This window comes from Bacteroides sp. 44_46 (assembly GCF_001915465.1).
GTDB classification, from domain to species: Bacteria; Bacteroidota; Bacteroidia; order Bacteroidales; family Bacteroidaceae; genus Bacteroides; species Bacteroides clarus.
Map to the genome: position 1 here is coordinate 1 of NZ_MNQO01000013.1, position 16,910 is coordinate 16,910.

A 16,910-nucleotide genomic window follows, 5' to 3' on the forward strand; every position below is an offset into this window, starting at 1 on the left:
AGTAGACGTTAAGAAGAAAAAATACTGCCGTTTCAAAAAGAGCGGTATTAAGTACATCGACTACAAAGATCCTGAATTCTTGAAGAAATTCTTGAATGAGCAAGGTAAAATCCTTCCGCGTCGTATTACAGGTACTTCTTTGAAGTTCCAACGTCGTGTAGCTCAAGCTGTGAAGAGAGCACGTCACTTGGCGTTGCTGCCTTATGTAACTGACATGATGAAATAATAGGAGGAGGAAAGTATGGAAATTATATTGAAAGAAGACATAGTAAACTTGGGTTATAAGAACGATATCGTAACCGTAAAATCCGGTTATGGTCGTAACTACCTCATCCCGACAGGAAAAGCTGTCATCGCTTCTCCTGCTGCAAAGAAAATGCTGGCTGAAGAGTTGAAACAACGCGCTCACAAGTTGGAGAAAATCAAAAAGGACGCTGAAGAACTGGCTGCTAAGCTGGAAGGCGTATCTTTGAAGATTGCTACTAAGGTTAGCGCAACCGGCACTATCTTCGGTTCAGTTGGTAATATCCAGATTGCTGAAGAGTTGGCTAAATTGGGTCATAACATCGATCGTAAGATTATCGTTGTTAAAGACGCAGTGAAAGAAGTTGGTAACTACAAAGCTATCGTTAAACTGCACAAAGAGGTTTCTGTAGAAATTCCTTTCGAAGTAGTTGCTGAAGAAGCATAAATATAGAATTCTATATAAAGGGAAAGCCCGGTTTCTTTTCAGAAACCGGGCTTTTTTGATTCCTTGTCATTCAGAGCGAGCGAAGAATTTCCTCTCTCTGCATTTAAGAAAAGGAATGCTTCGCTCGCTCTGAATGACAAATATGTTTGTGGGAATAGATATTTGTAGATATAAAAAAAGTCTGTCCGTACTTTCGTACGTCAGACTTTCAATTCTCTCTAATGTTGTACTGAAATTATTCAGCTACAACTGCTGCGCTATCTGCTGCAGTTGTGTCAGCTACTGCGGCTGCTGCTTCAGCTGCTGCTGCTTCTACAGCTGCGATTGAGTCAGCGATACGGATTGAATCAGCTGTTGCTTGTTCAGCGTTAGCTGCTTTGTTACCACAAGATGCGAAAGATACTGCTACGATAGCTACGGCCATCAAAACTAATTTTTTCATTTTCTTTACTTTTAAAACGTAATACAATCAATTGCTTTATTAAAACGATGCAAAGGTATGTACTTTTTAGATACGTTGTTCTCCAAAACCCAACTTTTTTTATAATTTTTTTTGAGGAAAGCCCGTTTTTCCCGCTTTAAGCATGTTCTATAACATATTAATCTTCTGCGATACTATTATATAAATACCTTTTGATGCTTCTTTTGGGAGTTTTCTCAAATTCTGTAGGATAAAGCTGTATCTGGCTGACTTTTTCGTAAGCGGCAACGCTGTTATTCAGGCTTTTGAGATTTTCGTCCATAATGGTCTTCAGGTTTTCCGGATTATTCAATCCTAAGGAATCCAATGCTTCGTAGTCGGCATAAACCAAAGCTACCAATTTCTTATTACGTTCAATCACAAGGCTTTCCAGGACAAACGGCATGTTGTTGAGGCGGGCCTCTATTTCTTCCGGAAAGATATTCTGTCCGCTGGAGCTTAGGATCATGGTTTTGCTGCGTCCGCGGATATAAAGGTTGTTGTTGTCGTCCAAAGTACCTAAGTCACCGGTACGCAGCCAGCCGTCCTCGGTAAAAACTTCTTTGGTGGCTTCCGGATTCTTATAATAACCAACCATTACGTTTTCACCGCGTACCTGTATCTCGCCCAGTCGGTCATCCGGATTTTCTTTATAGATGCGGGCTTCCATGATGTCGAGTACCCGTCCGGAAGAGGTCGTTACGAATTCGTTCCATGGGGCGTAGCTGATAAGCGGGGCACATTCCGTCATGCCGTAACCGATGGTGAAAGGGAATTTGATGCGATGAAAGAATTCCTCCACTTCCGGGTTCATGGCGGCGCCGCCGATGATGACTTCCTTGAACCGGCCACCCAGCGCATCTACCAGTTTCTTGCGGATTTGCCCGTATATTTGTCCGTCCAGCAAAGGAATGCTGAGCGCCCATTTCATGGACTTTTTGTTGATAATAGGCTGAATGACATTCTTGTATATCTTTTCAATCACAAGGGGGACGGTTATAATCAGATTGGGTTTTACTTCTTCAAATGCCTTCATCAGGATTTTGGGAGAAGGAATTTTGCCCAACAACGTGACATGAGTGCCCACAGCCGTAGCGGTCAGGAAGTCGAAAGCGCAACCGTAAGCATGTGCCAACGGCAGGAAAGAGAGCACTTTATCACCTTTCTTCAGCAATTCGGTACGGATGCCGAAAGTTACGTTGCCTGCCAGGTTGTTTCCGGTCAGCATAACGCCTTTGCTGAAACCCGTCGTACCCGAAGTATAGTTCAACAACATTATTTTGTCATTGGAAAGGTCGGTATAAGTCACATCTTCCCGTGTGAAACCATTCGGATAGGTTTCTTCCATTTTATCGCCCAGATGTTTGAGGAAACGTTGGATAGTCTCTCCGTCACGCTGATACAGGCAGCGGAAATCATTGAGAGAGAATACTCCGCGCAAGCCGGTAAGCCGTTCTTCTTCCAGATGCTCCCAAATGGCATCGCTGGTAAAGAGGAATACAGATTCGGAATGATTAACGATGTGATGTACATCATTGGGGTTGAAATCCTGCAGGATAGGAACTACGATACCGCCATAAGTGATAACCGCCATATAAGCGATGCACCAGCGGGCATTATTCTTGCCGATAACCGCTATCTTATCGCCGCGGCGCAGGCTGCAATGCTTGAATAACAGGTGTAATTTGGCAATTTCTTGCGCAACTTCTCCGTAGGTATAACTTTCGTTTTCTCCATAATCGGTATAACAGGGGAGGTCCCAATTCTCGCGGAAACTATGCTCGTATAGCTTGATAAAGTTTTTTTGTATCATTGCACGTTTTTTGATGAATTGTGCAAAAGTAGGAAAAATATAATAATAATGTGTACCTTTGTCGTGAAAATGTGATTTAGGCTCATGATAGATACCAATATATTTCAAGATAAGACAGCGGTTTACTATACGTTGGGGTGCAAGCTGAATTTCTCGGAGACCTCGACTATCGGTAAGATTTTGCGGGAGGCAGGCGTGCGTACGGCGCGCAAGGGAGAGAAAGCGGATATATGTGTGGTAAACACCTGTTCGGTTACCGAAGTGGCGGATAAGAAGTGCCGCCAGGCCATTCATCGTTTGGTGAAGCAGCATCCGGGAGCTTTTGTGGTGGTAACGGGGTGTTATGCCCAGTTGAAGCCGGATGCCGTGGCAAAGATAGAAGGCGTGGACGTTGTGCTGGGGGCGGAGCAGAAGAAAGACCTGCTTCAATATCTGGGTGACTTGAAAAAGCATGAAAGCGGTGAGGCCTATACCTCCGCTTTGAAAGATATCCGTTCGTTCGCTCCGTCGTGCTCGCGCGGCGACCGTACCCGTTTCTTCTTGAAAGTGCAGGACGGTTGCGATTATTACTGCTCTTATTGCACCATTCCTTTTGCCCGCGGACGCAGTCGTAACGGAAGTATTGCCTCTCTTGTGGAGCAGGCTCGTCAGGCGGCGGCCGAAGGCGGTAAGGAGATTGTCTTGACAGGAGTAAACATCGGTGATTTCGGCAAATCGACAGGGGAAACTTTTTTTGATTTGGTGAAAGCGCTGGACGAAGTGGAAGGCATCGAACGCTATCGTATATCTTCTATCGAGCCTAACTTGCTGACGGACGAAATCATTGAGTTCGTATCCCGTTCCAAGCGGTTCATGCCTCATTTCCATATCCCGTTGCAATCGGGTAGCGATGAAGTGTTGAAACTGATGCGCAGGCGATATGATACGGCTTTATTTGCTTCTAAAGTGAGGCGGATAAAGGAAGTGATGCCTGATGCCTTTATCGGCGTGGACGTAATTGTGGGTACCCGTGGAGAAACGGAAGAATACTTTGAACAGGCCTACCGGTTTATTCAAGGCCTGGATGTGACGCAGCTTCATGTGTTCAGCTATTCCGAACGTCCGGGCACGCAGGCCTTGAAGATAGACCATGTGGTATCCGCCGAGGAAAAGCACAGACGCAGCCAGCTTCTGCTGGAATTGTCGGACGAAAAGACACGCGCGTTTTACGCCCGCCATATCGGGCAGACAATGCCGGTTCTGTTGGAGCGCTCTAAACCGGGAACACCTATGCACGGCTTTACTCCGAATTATATCCGGGTGGAAGTACCGCATGATGATGCGTTGGATAATCAGGTAATTCCGGCGCGTATGGGTGATTTTAATGAAGAAGGCACGGCTCTTTTGGGAGTGCTTGGCGATAAGGGATTGGCAGATAAGTAATCAGTAATAAGGAATTGACAAGGTGAAATCGAGATTGATTTATTGGTTGACTTATGCAGGCATGTGGCTGTTGGCCTTATTGCCTTTTAAGGCGCTTTATGCGCTATCCGACGGGCTTTGCTTTTTGATGCATCACGTCGTGCACTATCGGCGCAGAGTGGTACGCACTAATTTGCGCCATGCATTTCCCGAAAAGTCCGAGACGGAACTGCGGGATATAGAACGCGGGTTCTATCGTTATATCTGCGATTATATGCTGGAGGAGGTGAAGATGCTGCGCATGTCTTTCAAGGAACTCTGCCGGCGCATGGAATATGACAATAAGGAAGAGTACCTTGCCATGATCGAGAAACATGGCGGCATTGTGTTGCTCATACCGCATTACGCTAATTTCGAGTGGATTACGGGAATGAGCAGTATTATGCAAGAGGGAGATATACCGGTACAAATCTATAAACCGCTGCACAATAAATATATGGATGCGATGTTTAAACGCATCCGTGCCCGCTTCGGCGGTTACAATGTGCCCAAACATTCTACGGCGCGTGAAATTATCAAACTGCGTCGTGACAATAAACGTGTGGCGGTGGGAATGATAACCGATCAGTCTCCCAATCCTAACGAGGCGCATCATTGGACAACCTTCCTGAATCAGGATACCGGTTTTATGGACGGTGCCGAGCGTATAGCGAAACTCATGGATTTCCCCGTATTCTATTGCGAATTGAAGAAGCGGGGGAGGGGCTATTGCCGTGTCCGGTTTGACTTGATAACCGAAACGCCGAAGGCAACTGCCGACGGTGAGATAACGGAATGTTTTGCCCGCCGTTTGGAGCAGACAATTCGTAGGGAACCGCCCTATTGGTTCTGGTCGCATAAGCGTTGGAAACTAAAGCGTGAAGATGCCATACAACATGGATAAGACAGCCGTTGTCATATTAAACTGGAACGGATGTGAAATGCTTCGTTCGTTTCTTCCTTCCGTAATACGCTGTTCCAAAACGGAAGGCGCGGAAATTTATGTGGCGGATAACGGTTCGACGGATGCTTCCGTCGATATGCTCCGACAAGAGTTCCCGTCCGTACACCTTATTATCTTAAAAGAAAATCTCGGTTTTGCCGAGGGATATAATCTTGCCTTGCAACAAGTATCCGCCGAATATGTGGTATTGCTTAATTCCGATGTGGAAGTGACCGAACACTGGTTGGCGCCACTCATAAACTATATGGACGCCCATCCTGAGGTTGCGGCGTGCCAACCTAAAATCCGGAGTTGGCGTCAAAAAGAACTGTTTGAATATGCGGGAGCAGCCGGCGGATTTATAGATCGCTACGGTTATCCCTTCTGCCGGGGACGGATAATGAGTGTAGTGGAGAAGGACAACGGGCAGTATGATACTGTCATTCCGGTGTTTTGGGTTACAGGAGCCACCCTGTTTATCCGTCAGAAAGACTATCGGGATGCCGGCGGACTGGATGGCCGTTTCTTTGCCCACATGGAGGAGATTGACTTGTGCTGGCGGCTTCGCGCCCGCGGACGGATGCTGGTTTGCGTGCCCCAAAGTACCGTCTATCATGTAGGCGGTGCAACCTTGAAGAAAGAGAACCCTCATAAGACCTTTCTCAATTTTCGTAACAATCTTGTAATGCTCTATAAGAATCTGCCGCAGGAAGAGTTGGCCTTTGTGATGCGTGCGCGTGCGGTTCTTGATTATGTGGCAGCCCTGAGTTTTCTGCTGAAAGGGCAGTTTCCCAATATGTGGGCGGTGATTCGCGCGCGTCGTGTATTCCGTTTGCTTCGTCCCTCGTTTGCGGACGCCCGTAGGGAGAACCTGAAAAAAACATCCCTTCCGGTGATTCCCGAACGGACAAAAAGCAGTATCTTGGTACAGTTTTATCTGCGCGGGAAGAAACGTTTCTCTCAATTGTAAGAACTGTTATCTGTTTCCGATTGTTTATTTGTTAAAGTTATTAGCTTATGGAAAAATTGGTTAGAAAGATTGGCTTGGTGGCGCATGATGCCATGAAGAAAGACCTCATCGAGTGGGTACTTTGGAATTCGGAACTGCTTATGGGACATAAATTCTATTGTACGGGCACTACGGGAACCCTTATTCTTGCGGCGCTGAAAGAGAAGCATCCCGATGTGGAATGGGATTTTACCATCCTCAAGTCCGGTCCTTTGGGTGGCGACCAGCAGATGGGCTCACGCATTGTGGACGGAGAGATTGATTATCTTTTCTTCTTTACGGATCCCATGACTTTACAGCCGCACGACACGGACGTCAAAGCTTTGACCCGTCTTGCCGGTGTGGAGAACATCGTTTTTTGTTGTAACCGCAGCACGGCAGATCATATCATTTCGAGTCCGCTCTTCCTTGATCCTGCTTACGAACGTACCGTTCCCGATTACAGCAACTACGCCAAGAGGTTCGAGAACAAGCAGGTGGTGGCCGAAGCTGTTGAATCGGCAAAGAGACGGAAGAAAAAGAAATGACGGGAAGCCTATCTGTCGCAATGCACTTCCACGCCTGCCGCGTCCAAATCGGCACCCATAGGCGGATTGCGTTTGGATAGTTTCAAGTCTATACTTTCAACGGCAGGAAAGTCGTGAAACAAACGCTTAACTATGCGTCCGCACACGTGCTCCAATAATTTGGAAGGGATGGCCATCTCTTCCTTTACCGCTTCATACACATCGGCGTAACTCACCGTATTGGCCACATCGTCCGTCTCTGCGGCACGGGCGATGTCGGTCTTTAATCGTAAATCAATGATAAAATCATTGCCTGCTATGGTTTCTTGCCCGCCGACACCATGATGGGCAAAGAAGTGTACCTGATTCAAGAATATGTAGCTGGTCATGCGCAATGGGTATATTTTAGAGTGCAAATATAGGTAAAATCTTTCTTCTGTAATTGCAGAAGTGCAATAACCGTCTGTCTTTACGAAAATCTTCTTTTTGTCCATTATATATTTCCGCACGCCGGAATATTGTGTATCTTTGCGGCATGACAACAATGTTTAAATCGGATTTGGTGTAGTAAACAATCTGTATCATCGATGCGGATTGTCCTTTCGTTTACTCTCGGATGATTTCCTTTCGGGAGTGTTTTCCTATGATTATAATTCAAGTTTAATCTGCATACGGTGCCGGGAGCATTGCAAGGCTTTCCGTGTATGCGAAATATATTACGAAAATGAGTAATGAAAATAAAACAATTCATGATTTCGAACTTAACTTAATCTGTGATTTCTTTTCCACCATGAAACGTCAGGGGCCCGGAAGTCCCGAAGTAACGCTGAAGGCATTGAGCTTTATCGATAATCTTACGGATAAGTCTCTCATTGCCGACCTCGGTTGCGGAACAGGCGGCCAGACAATGGTACTGGCAGAGCATGCGCCCGGGAAGATTACGGGACTTGATTTTCTCCCCGGTTTTGTCGATATCTTTAATCGCAACGCAAGGCAGGCCGCTCTGCAAGACCGGGTGAAAGGGATTGTCGGCTCGATGGATAATCTTCCTTTCCAAGAAGGGGAGCTGGACTTGATTTGGTCGGAAGGAGCTATCTACAATATCGGTTTTGAGCGTGGGCTGAACGAGTGGCGTAAGTATCTGAAGCCGGGCGGCTATATCGCCGTATCCGAGAGCTCGTGGTTTACGGACGAACGTCCTGCGGAGATTAACGATTATTGGATGGATGCGTATCCCGAAATAGATACGATTCCTAATCAGGTGGCTAAGGTGCACGGAGCAGGGTATCTGCCTGTCGCTACATTTGTTTTGCCGGAAAATTGCTGGACGGAACATTACTTCATTCCCAAGCGTGCGGCTCAGGAAGTTTTTCTTTCCAAATATGCCGGAAATAAGATTGCCGAGGAGTTCAGTGCGCTTCAGGCCGATGAGGAAGAACTGTACGGAAAATATAAAAGATTCTACGGCTATACATTCTTCATCGCAAAGAGAGTGGATTGATGATTGCCTGAGATATCCGTGACCGGATGCAGGCACAGGGCAAAATCGTTCCGTAAGACAAATATATTTGTCTTGCGGAACGGATAGATTCATCCCGTGAGACGAAAAAAATCATCTCGCGGGATGAATAATTTTATCTCACGAGATGATTTTACTTGTCTTGTTGTGATTGGCTTATCGTCCGGTTTGCGCGATAAGTTCTTTAATCTTTTCGTTCAGGCTTTCGGCTTTCATCAGTTGTTCCAGCGTCAGGTGCATGCGCCAGCGCCAATAGTGACGTGGGTTGGCGGGAACATTGATGCGCTCTTCCTGTACATTCGGGTTGCGCCATTTACCGTCCATCGACATCCAGTCCTGCAAGGAGAGTATGCAGAGGATAGAGTTGCTGTACAGGTGTTTGCGTACAACCTCCTCGCAAAGTTCGGGCGTGGCCACCGCCGGAGCGGCGCCGTAATGTCCGAGCATGGTATTGTAGTAACGTTGCGTTTGCAGGAAGTCTTCTTCCCACCAGCCGCGCAGCGTGGACATATCGTGTGTGGATATGGTGCAAACGGAACGGTACGGATACCAGTCCGGATGTCCGAACTCTTGTGCCGGGTCTTTGGGCATACGCTGTATCTCCAAAGAAAGGATGCGCAAATCGTTCATCACCCATGCCACGCAATCGGGAATCATGCCCAGGTCTTCACCGCATACCAGCATCCGGGTGGATTGCGTCAGTTGCGGTAACTTGTTCATGGTCTGCTCACGCCAGAATTCGTTGTGGCGGTGGTAGTAATACTGATCGTACAGGCGGTTGAAAGCGGCTTTCTCCCAATCGTTCAAGGAACGGTAGATGTAGTCGTGCTGCACGCCGATGCGCGGGTGGTACTTGTACGGGTCGTTGCGGTCGGGTACAAACAGTACGTCGCTGATAAGCGCGTACAAACCGTCGCGTATCCAAATGCTGTCCTCATCCGTCTTACCGGCAAAGTAGGCTTCTACCTTGCGCTGGGTGTCGAATTCGGGACGCATCCGGTAGATTTCCCAGGTGTCCGTCGGTTCGATGAAGGTCTGCTTTACGTAGTCGGTATGCGGGCCGAACATCTGTCCCAGGAAATACTCGTGTATGTACGGTTTCAGGAATTCTTCGCGGAAGGAGAGGCCGTAGCTCTCTATTTCCTCACGTGTCATGGGCAGGGCGGGCACGAATTGTCCCAGCAAGCCATGTACGGCATGCATGGGAATTTCCCAGATACGGAAGAAGCCGAGGATGTGGTCGATGCGATAGGCGTCGAAGTATTCCGCCATTTTGCGGAAACGCTTCATCCACCATGCATAGCCGTCTTTCTCCATGATATCCCAGTTGTAGGTGGGGAAGCCCCAGTTCTGTCCGTTGACGGAGAAATCATCGGGCGGAGCGCCGGCTTGTCCGTTCAGGTTGAAATAGTGGGGCTCTGTCCATGCCTCTACGCTGTTGCGGCTGATGCCGATAGGTATATCGCCTTTCAGCACGACACCGTTGGCACGCGCGTGTCCGGTGGCGGCGAGCAATTGCAGATGCAGGTTGAACTGGATGTAATAGTAGATGGCGATGTGCGGGTAATCGGCAGATTCCGGTTGGCAGAGCTTCTCAATTTCTGCGGCGTCGTAGCTGCCGTACTTGGGCCACTCGCGGAAGTCGGGCGTTTTGTAAGCGTCGCGCAGGTAGCTGAAAACGGCATAAGGCTGTAACCATTCTTTGTTTGTTTCAAAGAATTCACGGAAAGCCGCCGAGGCCAGTACCTTTTCTCCCTCTTGCTTGAAGATGAGGTGGAAGTATTCCCATTTGGTTTTGTTGACTGCCTCGTAATCGACGGCGGGCAGGGCGTTCAACTCTTTCTGCCGTCTGTTGAATTCCGCCATGGCTTTTTTGTCCTTCAATGTACCCAGTTGTTTCAAATCGGTGTACATCGGGTGGAAAGCGTAGATGGAGATACTGTTATAAGGATAGGAGTCCGTCCACGTATGCGTCATGGTGGTGTCGTTGATGGGCAGAATCTGTACGGCTTTCTGCTTGGTACTTACTGCCCAGTCAATCATGCGTTTCAGGTCGCCGAAGTCGCCTACGCCGAAGCTCTTCTCGGAACGGAGCGAGAATACGGGTACGGCAACGCCTGCGCCTTTCCAGGCGGGAAGGTTGAAATATACGTAGCGGTCGCCGATGACAACCGTCTCGTTTGCACCTGTTTGCGGCTCCGCCATATAGCGGTTCGGGTTGTTTTCCCAGCAAACGGCACGGCGTTCTTTCTTATTATACAGAATGAATTTATATTCCAGCGGGAAGCTGATTTTGGCGGCATCTACCTCTATCTGCCATTCCGGGAAATTGGCGTCGCTCATAAGCACGGCTTTGTCCGGATTCCAGTCTCCGAACATCGGTTGGTTTCCGCAGATGCCCAGACAGTGGTCGCTGTCGATGCAGGGGGAATACGCCTTTATCAACAATCCCTTCTTGTGGCCTTTGGGTGCCGCGCTGCGTTCGCGGTGTGCCAGGAGAGATTCCGTAAAGGCGGAAGTATAGAAATACTGCTGTTCCGGCAGGTTTTTCCAGCAATCCTGTATCCGGTAGACTTTCTTGGAGGTGCCGGAAAGGTAAAGTGTGCGGGGCAGGCTGTTCCACTCTGCGCGTGTAGGCCGGCCGTCGCGGAAGATATAGTAGCTGTATTGGACAAATCCGTTTTCCGGCAATGCGATGCCGACTTCCGCAGTCCAGTGAATACCGTCTACGGTTTGTAGCGGTAATGCTTGGTCGGGATGTTCGTTTCCGAGTTCAGGTATGGAGCCTGAAACTCTGACTTCTTCACCCCAATTGGTTCTGTACTCGATATTAAATGATAAAGTCATATATATTAGATTTAGAAATAACAATAGCTGCAATGATTATGCAAGTATAAAAAATATTCCTCATAATCATGCAGCTATTGTCAGCTATCTCATTTAAATTCCTATGCAAACGTTTGTGCTTGCCTGAGCCTTATCCGCAACGGGATGCGCCGCAAGTGGTACAGATAAGGCAGCCTTCCTGATACACCAGCGTTTCGTTGCCGCAGTTCGGGCATTTCTTGCCTTTGGCTTCCGTTCCGTCCGTTACGTATTTCTTCAGTGCGCGTTCCACGCCGTTCTTCCAGGTGTTGATGTTCTCGCTGTCCAGTTGCAGTGAGCTTACCAGCTTCATTACCTGCTCGATAGGCATACGGTAGCGCAATACGCCGGAGATGAGTTTGGCGTAGTTCCAGTACTCTTTGTTGAACTTCTCGGACAGTCCCTCGATGGTGACTTTGTAGCCGCGTTTGTTCTCGAACTGGAAGTCGTAACGTTTGTTTCCGTTTTCATCGACGTTCTTGATGATGTGTCCTGTTGAAACATTCTTCGGAAGGATGATACCTTCATCGTCGTCTTGAAGACCGGTGAATATTTCGTAAGGATGTCCGTCCAGCAAACCGACGAATGCCACCCATTTTTCCTTGTTGTTCTGGAAGCGCACCACATCCGCTTCCAATACCTTAGGACGGGTTTCGACAACCGTAGGCGGCTTGCACGGCGGAAGCTCTTCTTTCTTTTCGCTCTTGGCGGAAATCAGCACGCCGGAACGCGAACCGTCGCGATAAACCGTACAGCCCTTGCAACCGGATTTCCACGCTTCGATGTACAGGCGGTTTACCAGTTCTTCGTCCACATCGTTCGGCAGGTTGATGGTAACGCTGATAGAGTGGTCTACCCATTTCTGGATACGTCCCTGCATCTTGACTTTCATCAGCCAGTCTACGTCGTTGGAAGTCGCTTTATAATAAGGTGACTTTTCAACGAGCGCATCTATCTCGTCTTGTGTATAGCGTTTGGCGGGATCGTAGCCTTCCGCTTCCATCCATGTAACGAACTTGGGATGGAATACGATGTATTCTTCGAAAGCGTCTCCGGTTTCGTCAACGAAATCGATATGTACGTTGGCGTCGTTCGGATTGACTTTGCGGCGGCGTTTGTAGACGGGCAGGAACACGGGCTCGATGCCGGAGGTGGTCTGCGTCATCAGGCTTGTCGTACCTGTCGGCGCAATGGTGAGGCAGGCGATGTTGCGACGTCCGTATTTCTTCATTTCCTCGTATAATTCGGGATCGGCTTCACGCAGGCGGTTGATGAACGGGTTGTTCTTCTCGCGTTCGCTGTCGTACACTTCGAAAGCGCCACGCTCTTTTGCCATTTCCACGGAAGAACGGTAGGCGCTCAGCGCTACCGTCTTATGTACTTTTTCAGCAAATTCGGTTGCTTCTTCGGTTCCGTAACGCAATCCTAACGCTGCCAGCATATCGCCTTCGGCGGTGATGCCCACACCGGTACGACGGCCTTGACCGCTCTTCTTGTATATCTTCTGCCACAAAACGCTTTCAGTATGTTTTACATCTTCGTTTTCCGGGTCAGAATCAATCTTGGCCATGATGCGCTCTATCTTCTCCAGTTCCAGGTCGATGATGTCGTCCATGATACGTTGGGCCAGTGCAACGTGTTTCTTGAACAGGTCAAAGTCGAAGTAAGCGTCCGGCTTGAACGGATTGACCACGTATGAATATAGGTTGATGGCCAGCAAACGGCAAGAGTCGTAGGGGCACAACGGTATTTCACCGCAAGGATTGGTGGATACCGTACGGTAGCCCAAATCTGCATAGCAATCGGGCACGGATTCTTTTAGGATAGTGTCCCAAAAGAGTACGCCGGGTTCGGCGGACTTCCATGCGTTGTGCACAATTTTCTTCCACAAATCGGCTGCGCTGATTTCTTTCTTGAATACAGGCTCCGTAGCGTCAATGGGATATTGCTGTACGAATGGCGTACCATCGATGGCGGCTTGCATAAATGCGTCGGTCAGCTTAACGGAAACATTGGCGCCCGTAACTTTTCCTTCTGTCATCTTTGCGTCTATGAAGGCTTCCGAATCCGGATGCTTGATAGATACGCTTAGCATCAACGCGCCCCGACGGCCGTCTTGAGCCACTTCGCGGGTAGAGTTGGAGTAGCGTTCCATGAAAGGAACCAGTCCGGTTGAAGTTAAAGCGGAGTTCTTTACGGGAGAACCTTTCGGACGGATATGAGACAAGTCGTGTCCCACACCGCCGCGGCGTTTCATTAGCTGTACTTGTTCTTCGTCTACTTTGAAGATTGCACCGTAAGAGTCGGCTTCACCATCCACGCCTATTACAAAGCAGTTGGAGAGGGAAGCTACCTGGTAATTGTTTCCGATTCCGGTCATCGGACTTCCTTGCGGAACGATGTATTTGAAGTGGTTCAGCAGGTCGAAGAGTTCTTCGGAAGTCAGTGCGTTAGGGTACTTGGCCTCAATACGGGCTACTTCATTGGCTATTCTCCAATGCATGTCTTCCGGAGACTTTTCGTAAATATTTCCGAAAGAGTCTTTGACTGCATATTTGTTCACCCAAACCCTTGCAGCCAGTTCGTCGCCTTGGAAGTATCGTAAAGATTCTTCGTAGGCTTCGTCATAAGAATAAATTTTCTTTTCCACGATGCAATATCTCTTAGATTTAATTGTAAATAAGTAAAAGTGTAGAAGTCGTACTTACAGCTAACAAATGTGATTGCAAATCTATGAATGTTTTTTGTTATTGCAAAATAAAAAGAGATGTTTTTATCAACGGAGTGTAAGTTTTCCGTTTTTATTAGTTAATAGTTTGATTTACATAAAAATAACTTTTTAAAATGAACAAAAAGTTTTCCAAAAAGAAAATTATGTAGATGATTGCTGCGTGGGTGGCTTGCTCTTTTTAGAAAATATGGGTGCACATATTCGGGGGCATTAAATGATACTCTGTATTTCTTTTTATATATTTGCAGAAAAAAGAAAGAATGGAAAGCTTAAAACAAAGGAGAACAATCCGTAAATATCAGCAGAAAGATATTTCTTCTGATTTGTTAAATGATTTGCTTGAAACCTCTTTTCGTGCTTCTACGGTTGGAAACATGCAGGTTTATAGTGTGGTTGTAACTCGTGACGCTGAGCGTAAGGCCAAGTTGGCGCCGGCGCATTTCAATCAGCCTATGGTACAGACAGCGCCGGTAGTCCTTACTTTTTGCATTGACCTGCGTCGTTTTAGCAAATGGTGTGAGCTGCGGAAGGCGGAGCCGGGATATAACAATTTTGAATGGTTTGTTACCGGGTCTGTGGATGCCTTATTGGCAGCGCAAACATTCTGTGTGGCAGCCGAAGAAAAAGGTCTGGGCATCTGTTATTTGGGTACTACCACCTACAATCCCCAAATGATTATTGAAGCGTTGGAATTGCCCGAATTGGTTTTTCCTATCACCACCGTTACCGTGGGCTGGCCTGCGGAAACGCCTGAGCAAGTAGACCGCCTGCCTTTGGAGGCCATTGTCCATGAAGAAACTTACCATGACTATACTCCCGAGGATATCGACCGCCTTTATGCATACAAGGAATCTTTACCCGAAAATAAACGGTTTATTGTCGAAAATAATAAAGAAACGCTGGCTCAGGTCTTTACAGATGTGCGCTATACGAAGAAAGACAGCGAAGCCATGTCCGAAACGCTTTGGAAAGCGATGAAAGCGCAAGGGTTTTGATGAAGTATGAAATATAATCGTATGTTGCGTTTTTCATAAGTAAATACACATAATCGGCTTATGCTACCTGTCATTCAGAGCGAAGCGAAGAACCTACTCCCTTTTTGAATACATAAAGAGAAGAGATTCTTCGCTTCGCTCTGAATGACAGATAGTAATTTTTAATATTTACTTATGCGTTTATACCTTATATTTAATTTCAGTATTTCAGTTTCCTTTTTTCAGTGCGGTCTGAATCTCTTCGATTTCAGCACGGAATGATTTATCGACTTCTTTCAGCTGCTTGATTGTTTTGCAAGCGTGCAGTACGGTAGCATGGTCTTTGTTTCCGATTAACGTACCTATTTTTGCAGTAGAGAAGTCTGTGTGATTTTTGGCTAAATACATGGCTATTTGGCGGGCCTGCACCACTTCGCGTTTGCGCGATTTTGTATGTATGGCGGCATTTTCCAAACCGAAGTGCTTACATACGGTGGTGATTATATCATCGATGGTTATGGCCTTGCTTTCGCTGTTCACGACTTTGCGTACAATGCGTTGCGCCAATTCCAGATCGATTTCCTTGTTATATATGGTGGAATGAGCCATGATGGAGATGACGATACCTTCCAAATCACGCACACTGTTGCCTACATTTTCGGCTATATAGTCAATAACCTCCGGCGGAAATTGTAAACCGTCACGATGTATCTTATTCCGCAGGATGTTTTTGCGCAATTCCACCGTAGGCTTTTCCAATTCCGCTACCATTCCCCATTTGAAACGTGTAATCAGGCGTTCTTCCATACCTTGAAGCAGTACGGGAGCACGGTCGGAAGTAAGGATAAGCTGTTTGCCGTTTTGATGCAGATGATTGAAGATGTGGAAGAACGTGTTCTGCGTTTTGGTAACGCCTGCAAATTCTTGGATATCGTCAATAATCAAAATGTCGATTGTCTGGTAGAAGTTGATGAAGTCGTTGGTTGTGTTGTTGCGTACGGAATCGGTGTATTGCACCTGGAATAGATGCGCAGATACATACAATACGCGTTTCTCAGGATATAATTCCTTGATTTTTGTACCGATGGCATTGGCAAGGTGAGTTTTCCCCACACCTGACGCCCCGTACAAAAACAACGGATTGAAGATAGTTTTCGCCGGATTGAGCGCTACCGCTTCTGCAACGCTGCGAGAAAGTTTGTTGCTATATCCTTCGATAAATGTGTCGAAGTTGTATTCCGGATTCAGATGCGGATCCAGGTCGGGAACAGGTATCTGCGGAATGGCTTTATCTATCGTCTGTTTTTGCGGTATAATAGTACGGTGGGTAGACTCGTAGTTTACGGTCTTTTCAGGCCGTGAACTTTTGTCCACCATAACATTATACATCAACTTTGTTCCCTCTCCGATTACCTTATAAAGGGTCTTACGCAACAAGTCTACAAATTTATCCTCCAGAAATTCGTAAAAGAACTGGCTGGGAACTTGTACAACGAGCGTTTTGTCCTCATATTTTAAGGGAATGATGGGGAGAAACCAAGTTTTATATGTCTGTTCCGGAACATTGTCTCTGATGATTTCAAGACAGCGGTTCCATAATCCGACATGATCCTGTTCACTCATAACGGCTACTAATACATTTATTATTTAAGCAAAACTTCTACGTTTGCAAAATTGGCAATCTTATTTGAAAAAAACAAATCTCTTTTTTCTTGTGTTTCTCAAGAAAATAATAATCTCTTTACTTTCAGCTACTTATCGGAATACATGAAACCTATGCCTTTATAGGAGCTCTTGCTTTTATATAATAGCCTGTAATGTAGTGGATTATCGTCTGTTTGCGGGCCTTTATATCCTCTGCGGGCAGAGTGAATATAAACCTCTTTTTTACTTTATACATAGACTTATCAAGGGCTTTCTTTCCCCAAACAGATAAGTCTTATTATTTAGACAAAATCT

14 protein-coding genes are annotated in these 16,910 nt (G+C 46.9%); 8 read left to right on the top strand and 6 right to left on the bottom strand.

From position 1 onward, the window contains the following. Both rpsR and rplI read left to right on the top strand, forming a co-directional pair. The coding region (gene rpsR, locus BHV73_RS05335; protein WP_286737328.1) for a 30S ribosomal protein S18 at positions 1-226 on the top strand (226 nt) is incomplete at its 5' end. A gap of 15 nt (positions 227-241) precedes the next feature. After that, positions 242-691: a 50S ribosomal protein L9 gene (gene rplI, locus BHV73_RS05340; protein ID WP_009123073.1), complete on the top strand. Its 450-nt coding sequence runs from the start codon at positions 242-244 to the stop codon at positions 689-691. Between the two features lie 235 nt (positions 692-926). Here rplI and BHV73_RS05345 read toward each other — a convergent pair whose 3' ends face one another. Then, positions 927-1,133 (bottom strand): hypothetical protein, encoded by a 207-nt coding sequence (locus tag BHV73_RS05345; protein WP_009123074.1) that lies wholly within the window; start codon positions 1,131-1,133, stop codon positions 927-929. A gap of 157 nt (positions 1,134-1,290) precedes the next feature. Continuing rightward, positions 1,291-2,964, bottom strand: a complete 1,674-nt coding sequence (locus tag BHV73_RS05350; RefSeq protein ID WP_087412412.1) for a long-chain fatty acid--CoA ligase — start codon at positions 2,962-2,964, stop codon at positions 1,291-1,293. Positions 2,965-3,048: 84 nt separating this feature from the next. Between BHV73_RS05350 and mtaB the strand changes: the two genes are divergently transcribed. The 4 genes from mtaB to BHV73_RS05370 are packed head-to-tail and all read left to right on the top strand — an operon-like array spanning position 3,049 to position 6,883. Continuing rightward, the gene (gene mtaB / locus BHV73_RS05355) at positions 3,049-4,386 is read left to right on the top strand and encodes a tRNA (N(6)-L-threonylcarbamoyladenosine(37)-C(2))-methylthiotransferase MtaB (RefSeq protein ID WP_087412318.1); all 1,338 of its coding nucleotides are present in this window, start codon (positions 3,049-3,051) and stop codon (positions 4,384-4,386) included. A gap of 22 nt (positions 4,387-4,408) precedes the next feature. Then, a complete protein-coding gene (locus BHV73_RS05360; protein ID WP_087412317.1) occupies positions 4,409-5,308 on the top strand; it encodes a lysophospholipid acyltransferase family protein in 900 nt (299 codons plus the stop codon). Next, positions 5,301-6,317, top strand: coding sequence for a glycosyltransferase family 2 protein (locus BHV73_RS05365; protein ID WP_087412316.1), 1,017 nt, complete (start codon positions 5,301-5,303; stop codon positions 6,315-6,317). Before BHV73_RS05360 ends, BHV73_RS05365 begins: the two co-directional genes overlap by 8 nt. Before the next feature lie 47 nt (positions 6,318-6,364). Next, positions 6,365-6,883: a methylglyoxal synthase gene (locus BHV73_RS05370; RefSeq protein ID WP_009123080.1), complete on the top strand. Its 519-nt coding sequence runs from the start codon at positions 6,365-6,367 to the stop codon at positions 6,881-6,883. Positions 6,884-6,891: 8 nt separating this feature from the next. Here BHV73_RS05370 and folB read toward each other — a convergent pair whose 3' ends face one another. Next, entirely contained in the window at positions 6,892-7,251 is a 360-nt protein-coding gene (folB, locus tag BHV73_RS05375) for a dihydroneopterin aldolase (protein WP_022219022.1), read from the bottom strand. Between the two features lie 335 nt (positions 7,252-7,586). On the opposite strand from folB, the gene BHV73_RS05380 reads away from it, so the two are divergent. Then, on the top strand, positions 7,587-8,363 hold the full coding sequence (locus BHV73_RS05380; RefSeq protein ID WP_009123082.1) for a class I SAM-dependent methyltransferase: 777 nt from the start codon (positions 7,587-7,589) through the stop codon (positions 8,361-8,363). 174 nt (positions 8,364-8,537) lie between these two features. Here BHV73_RS05380 and BHV73_RS05385 read toward each other — a convergent pair whose 3' ends face one another. Next, complete coding sequence (locus BHV73_RS05385; protein ID WP_286737331.1) at positions 8,538-11,228, bottom strand: 4-alpha-glucanotransferase; 2,691 nt, start codon at positions 11,226-11,228, stop codon at positions 8,538-8,540. Between the two features lie 130 nt (positions 11,229-11,358). Further along, entirely contained in the window at positions 11,359-13,896 is a 2,538-nt protein-coding gene (locus tag BHV73_RS05390) for an adenosylcobalamin-dependent ribonucleoside-diphosphate reductase (protein WP_009123084.1), read from the bottom strand. A gap of 341 nt (positions 13,897-14,237) precedes the next feature. On the opposite strand from BHV73_RS05390, the gene BHV73_RS05395 reads away from it, so the two are divergent. Next, positions 14,238-14,972 carry an NADPH-dependent oxidoreductase gene (locus BHV73_RS05395; protein WP_022219017.1) on the top strand — a complete coding sequence of 245 codons (735 nt, stop codon included), beginning with the start codon at positions 14,238-14,240 and terminating at the stop codon, positions 14,970-14,972. Between the two features lie 207 nt (positions 14,973-15,179). Here the strand turns inward: BHV73_RS05395 and dnaA are convergent, their stop codons facing one another. Beyond that, the gene (dnaA, locus tag BHV73_RS05400) at positions 15,180-16,574 is read right to left on the bottom strand and encodes a chromosomal replication initiator protein DnaA (RefSeq protein ID WP_022219016.1); all 1,395 of its coding nucleotides are present in this window, start codon (positions 16,572-16,574) and stop codon (positions 15,180-15,182) included. Between the last annotated feature and the right edge of the window lie 336 nt (positions 16,575-16,910).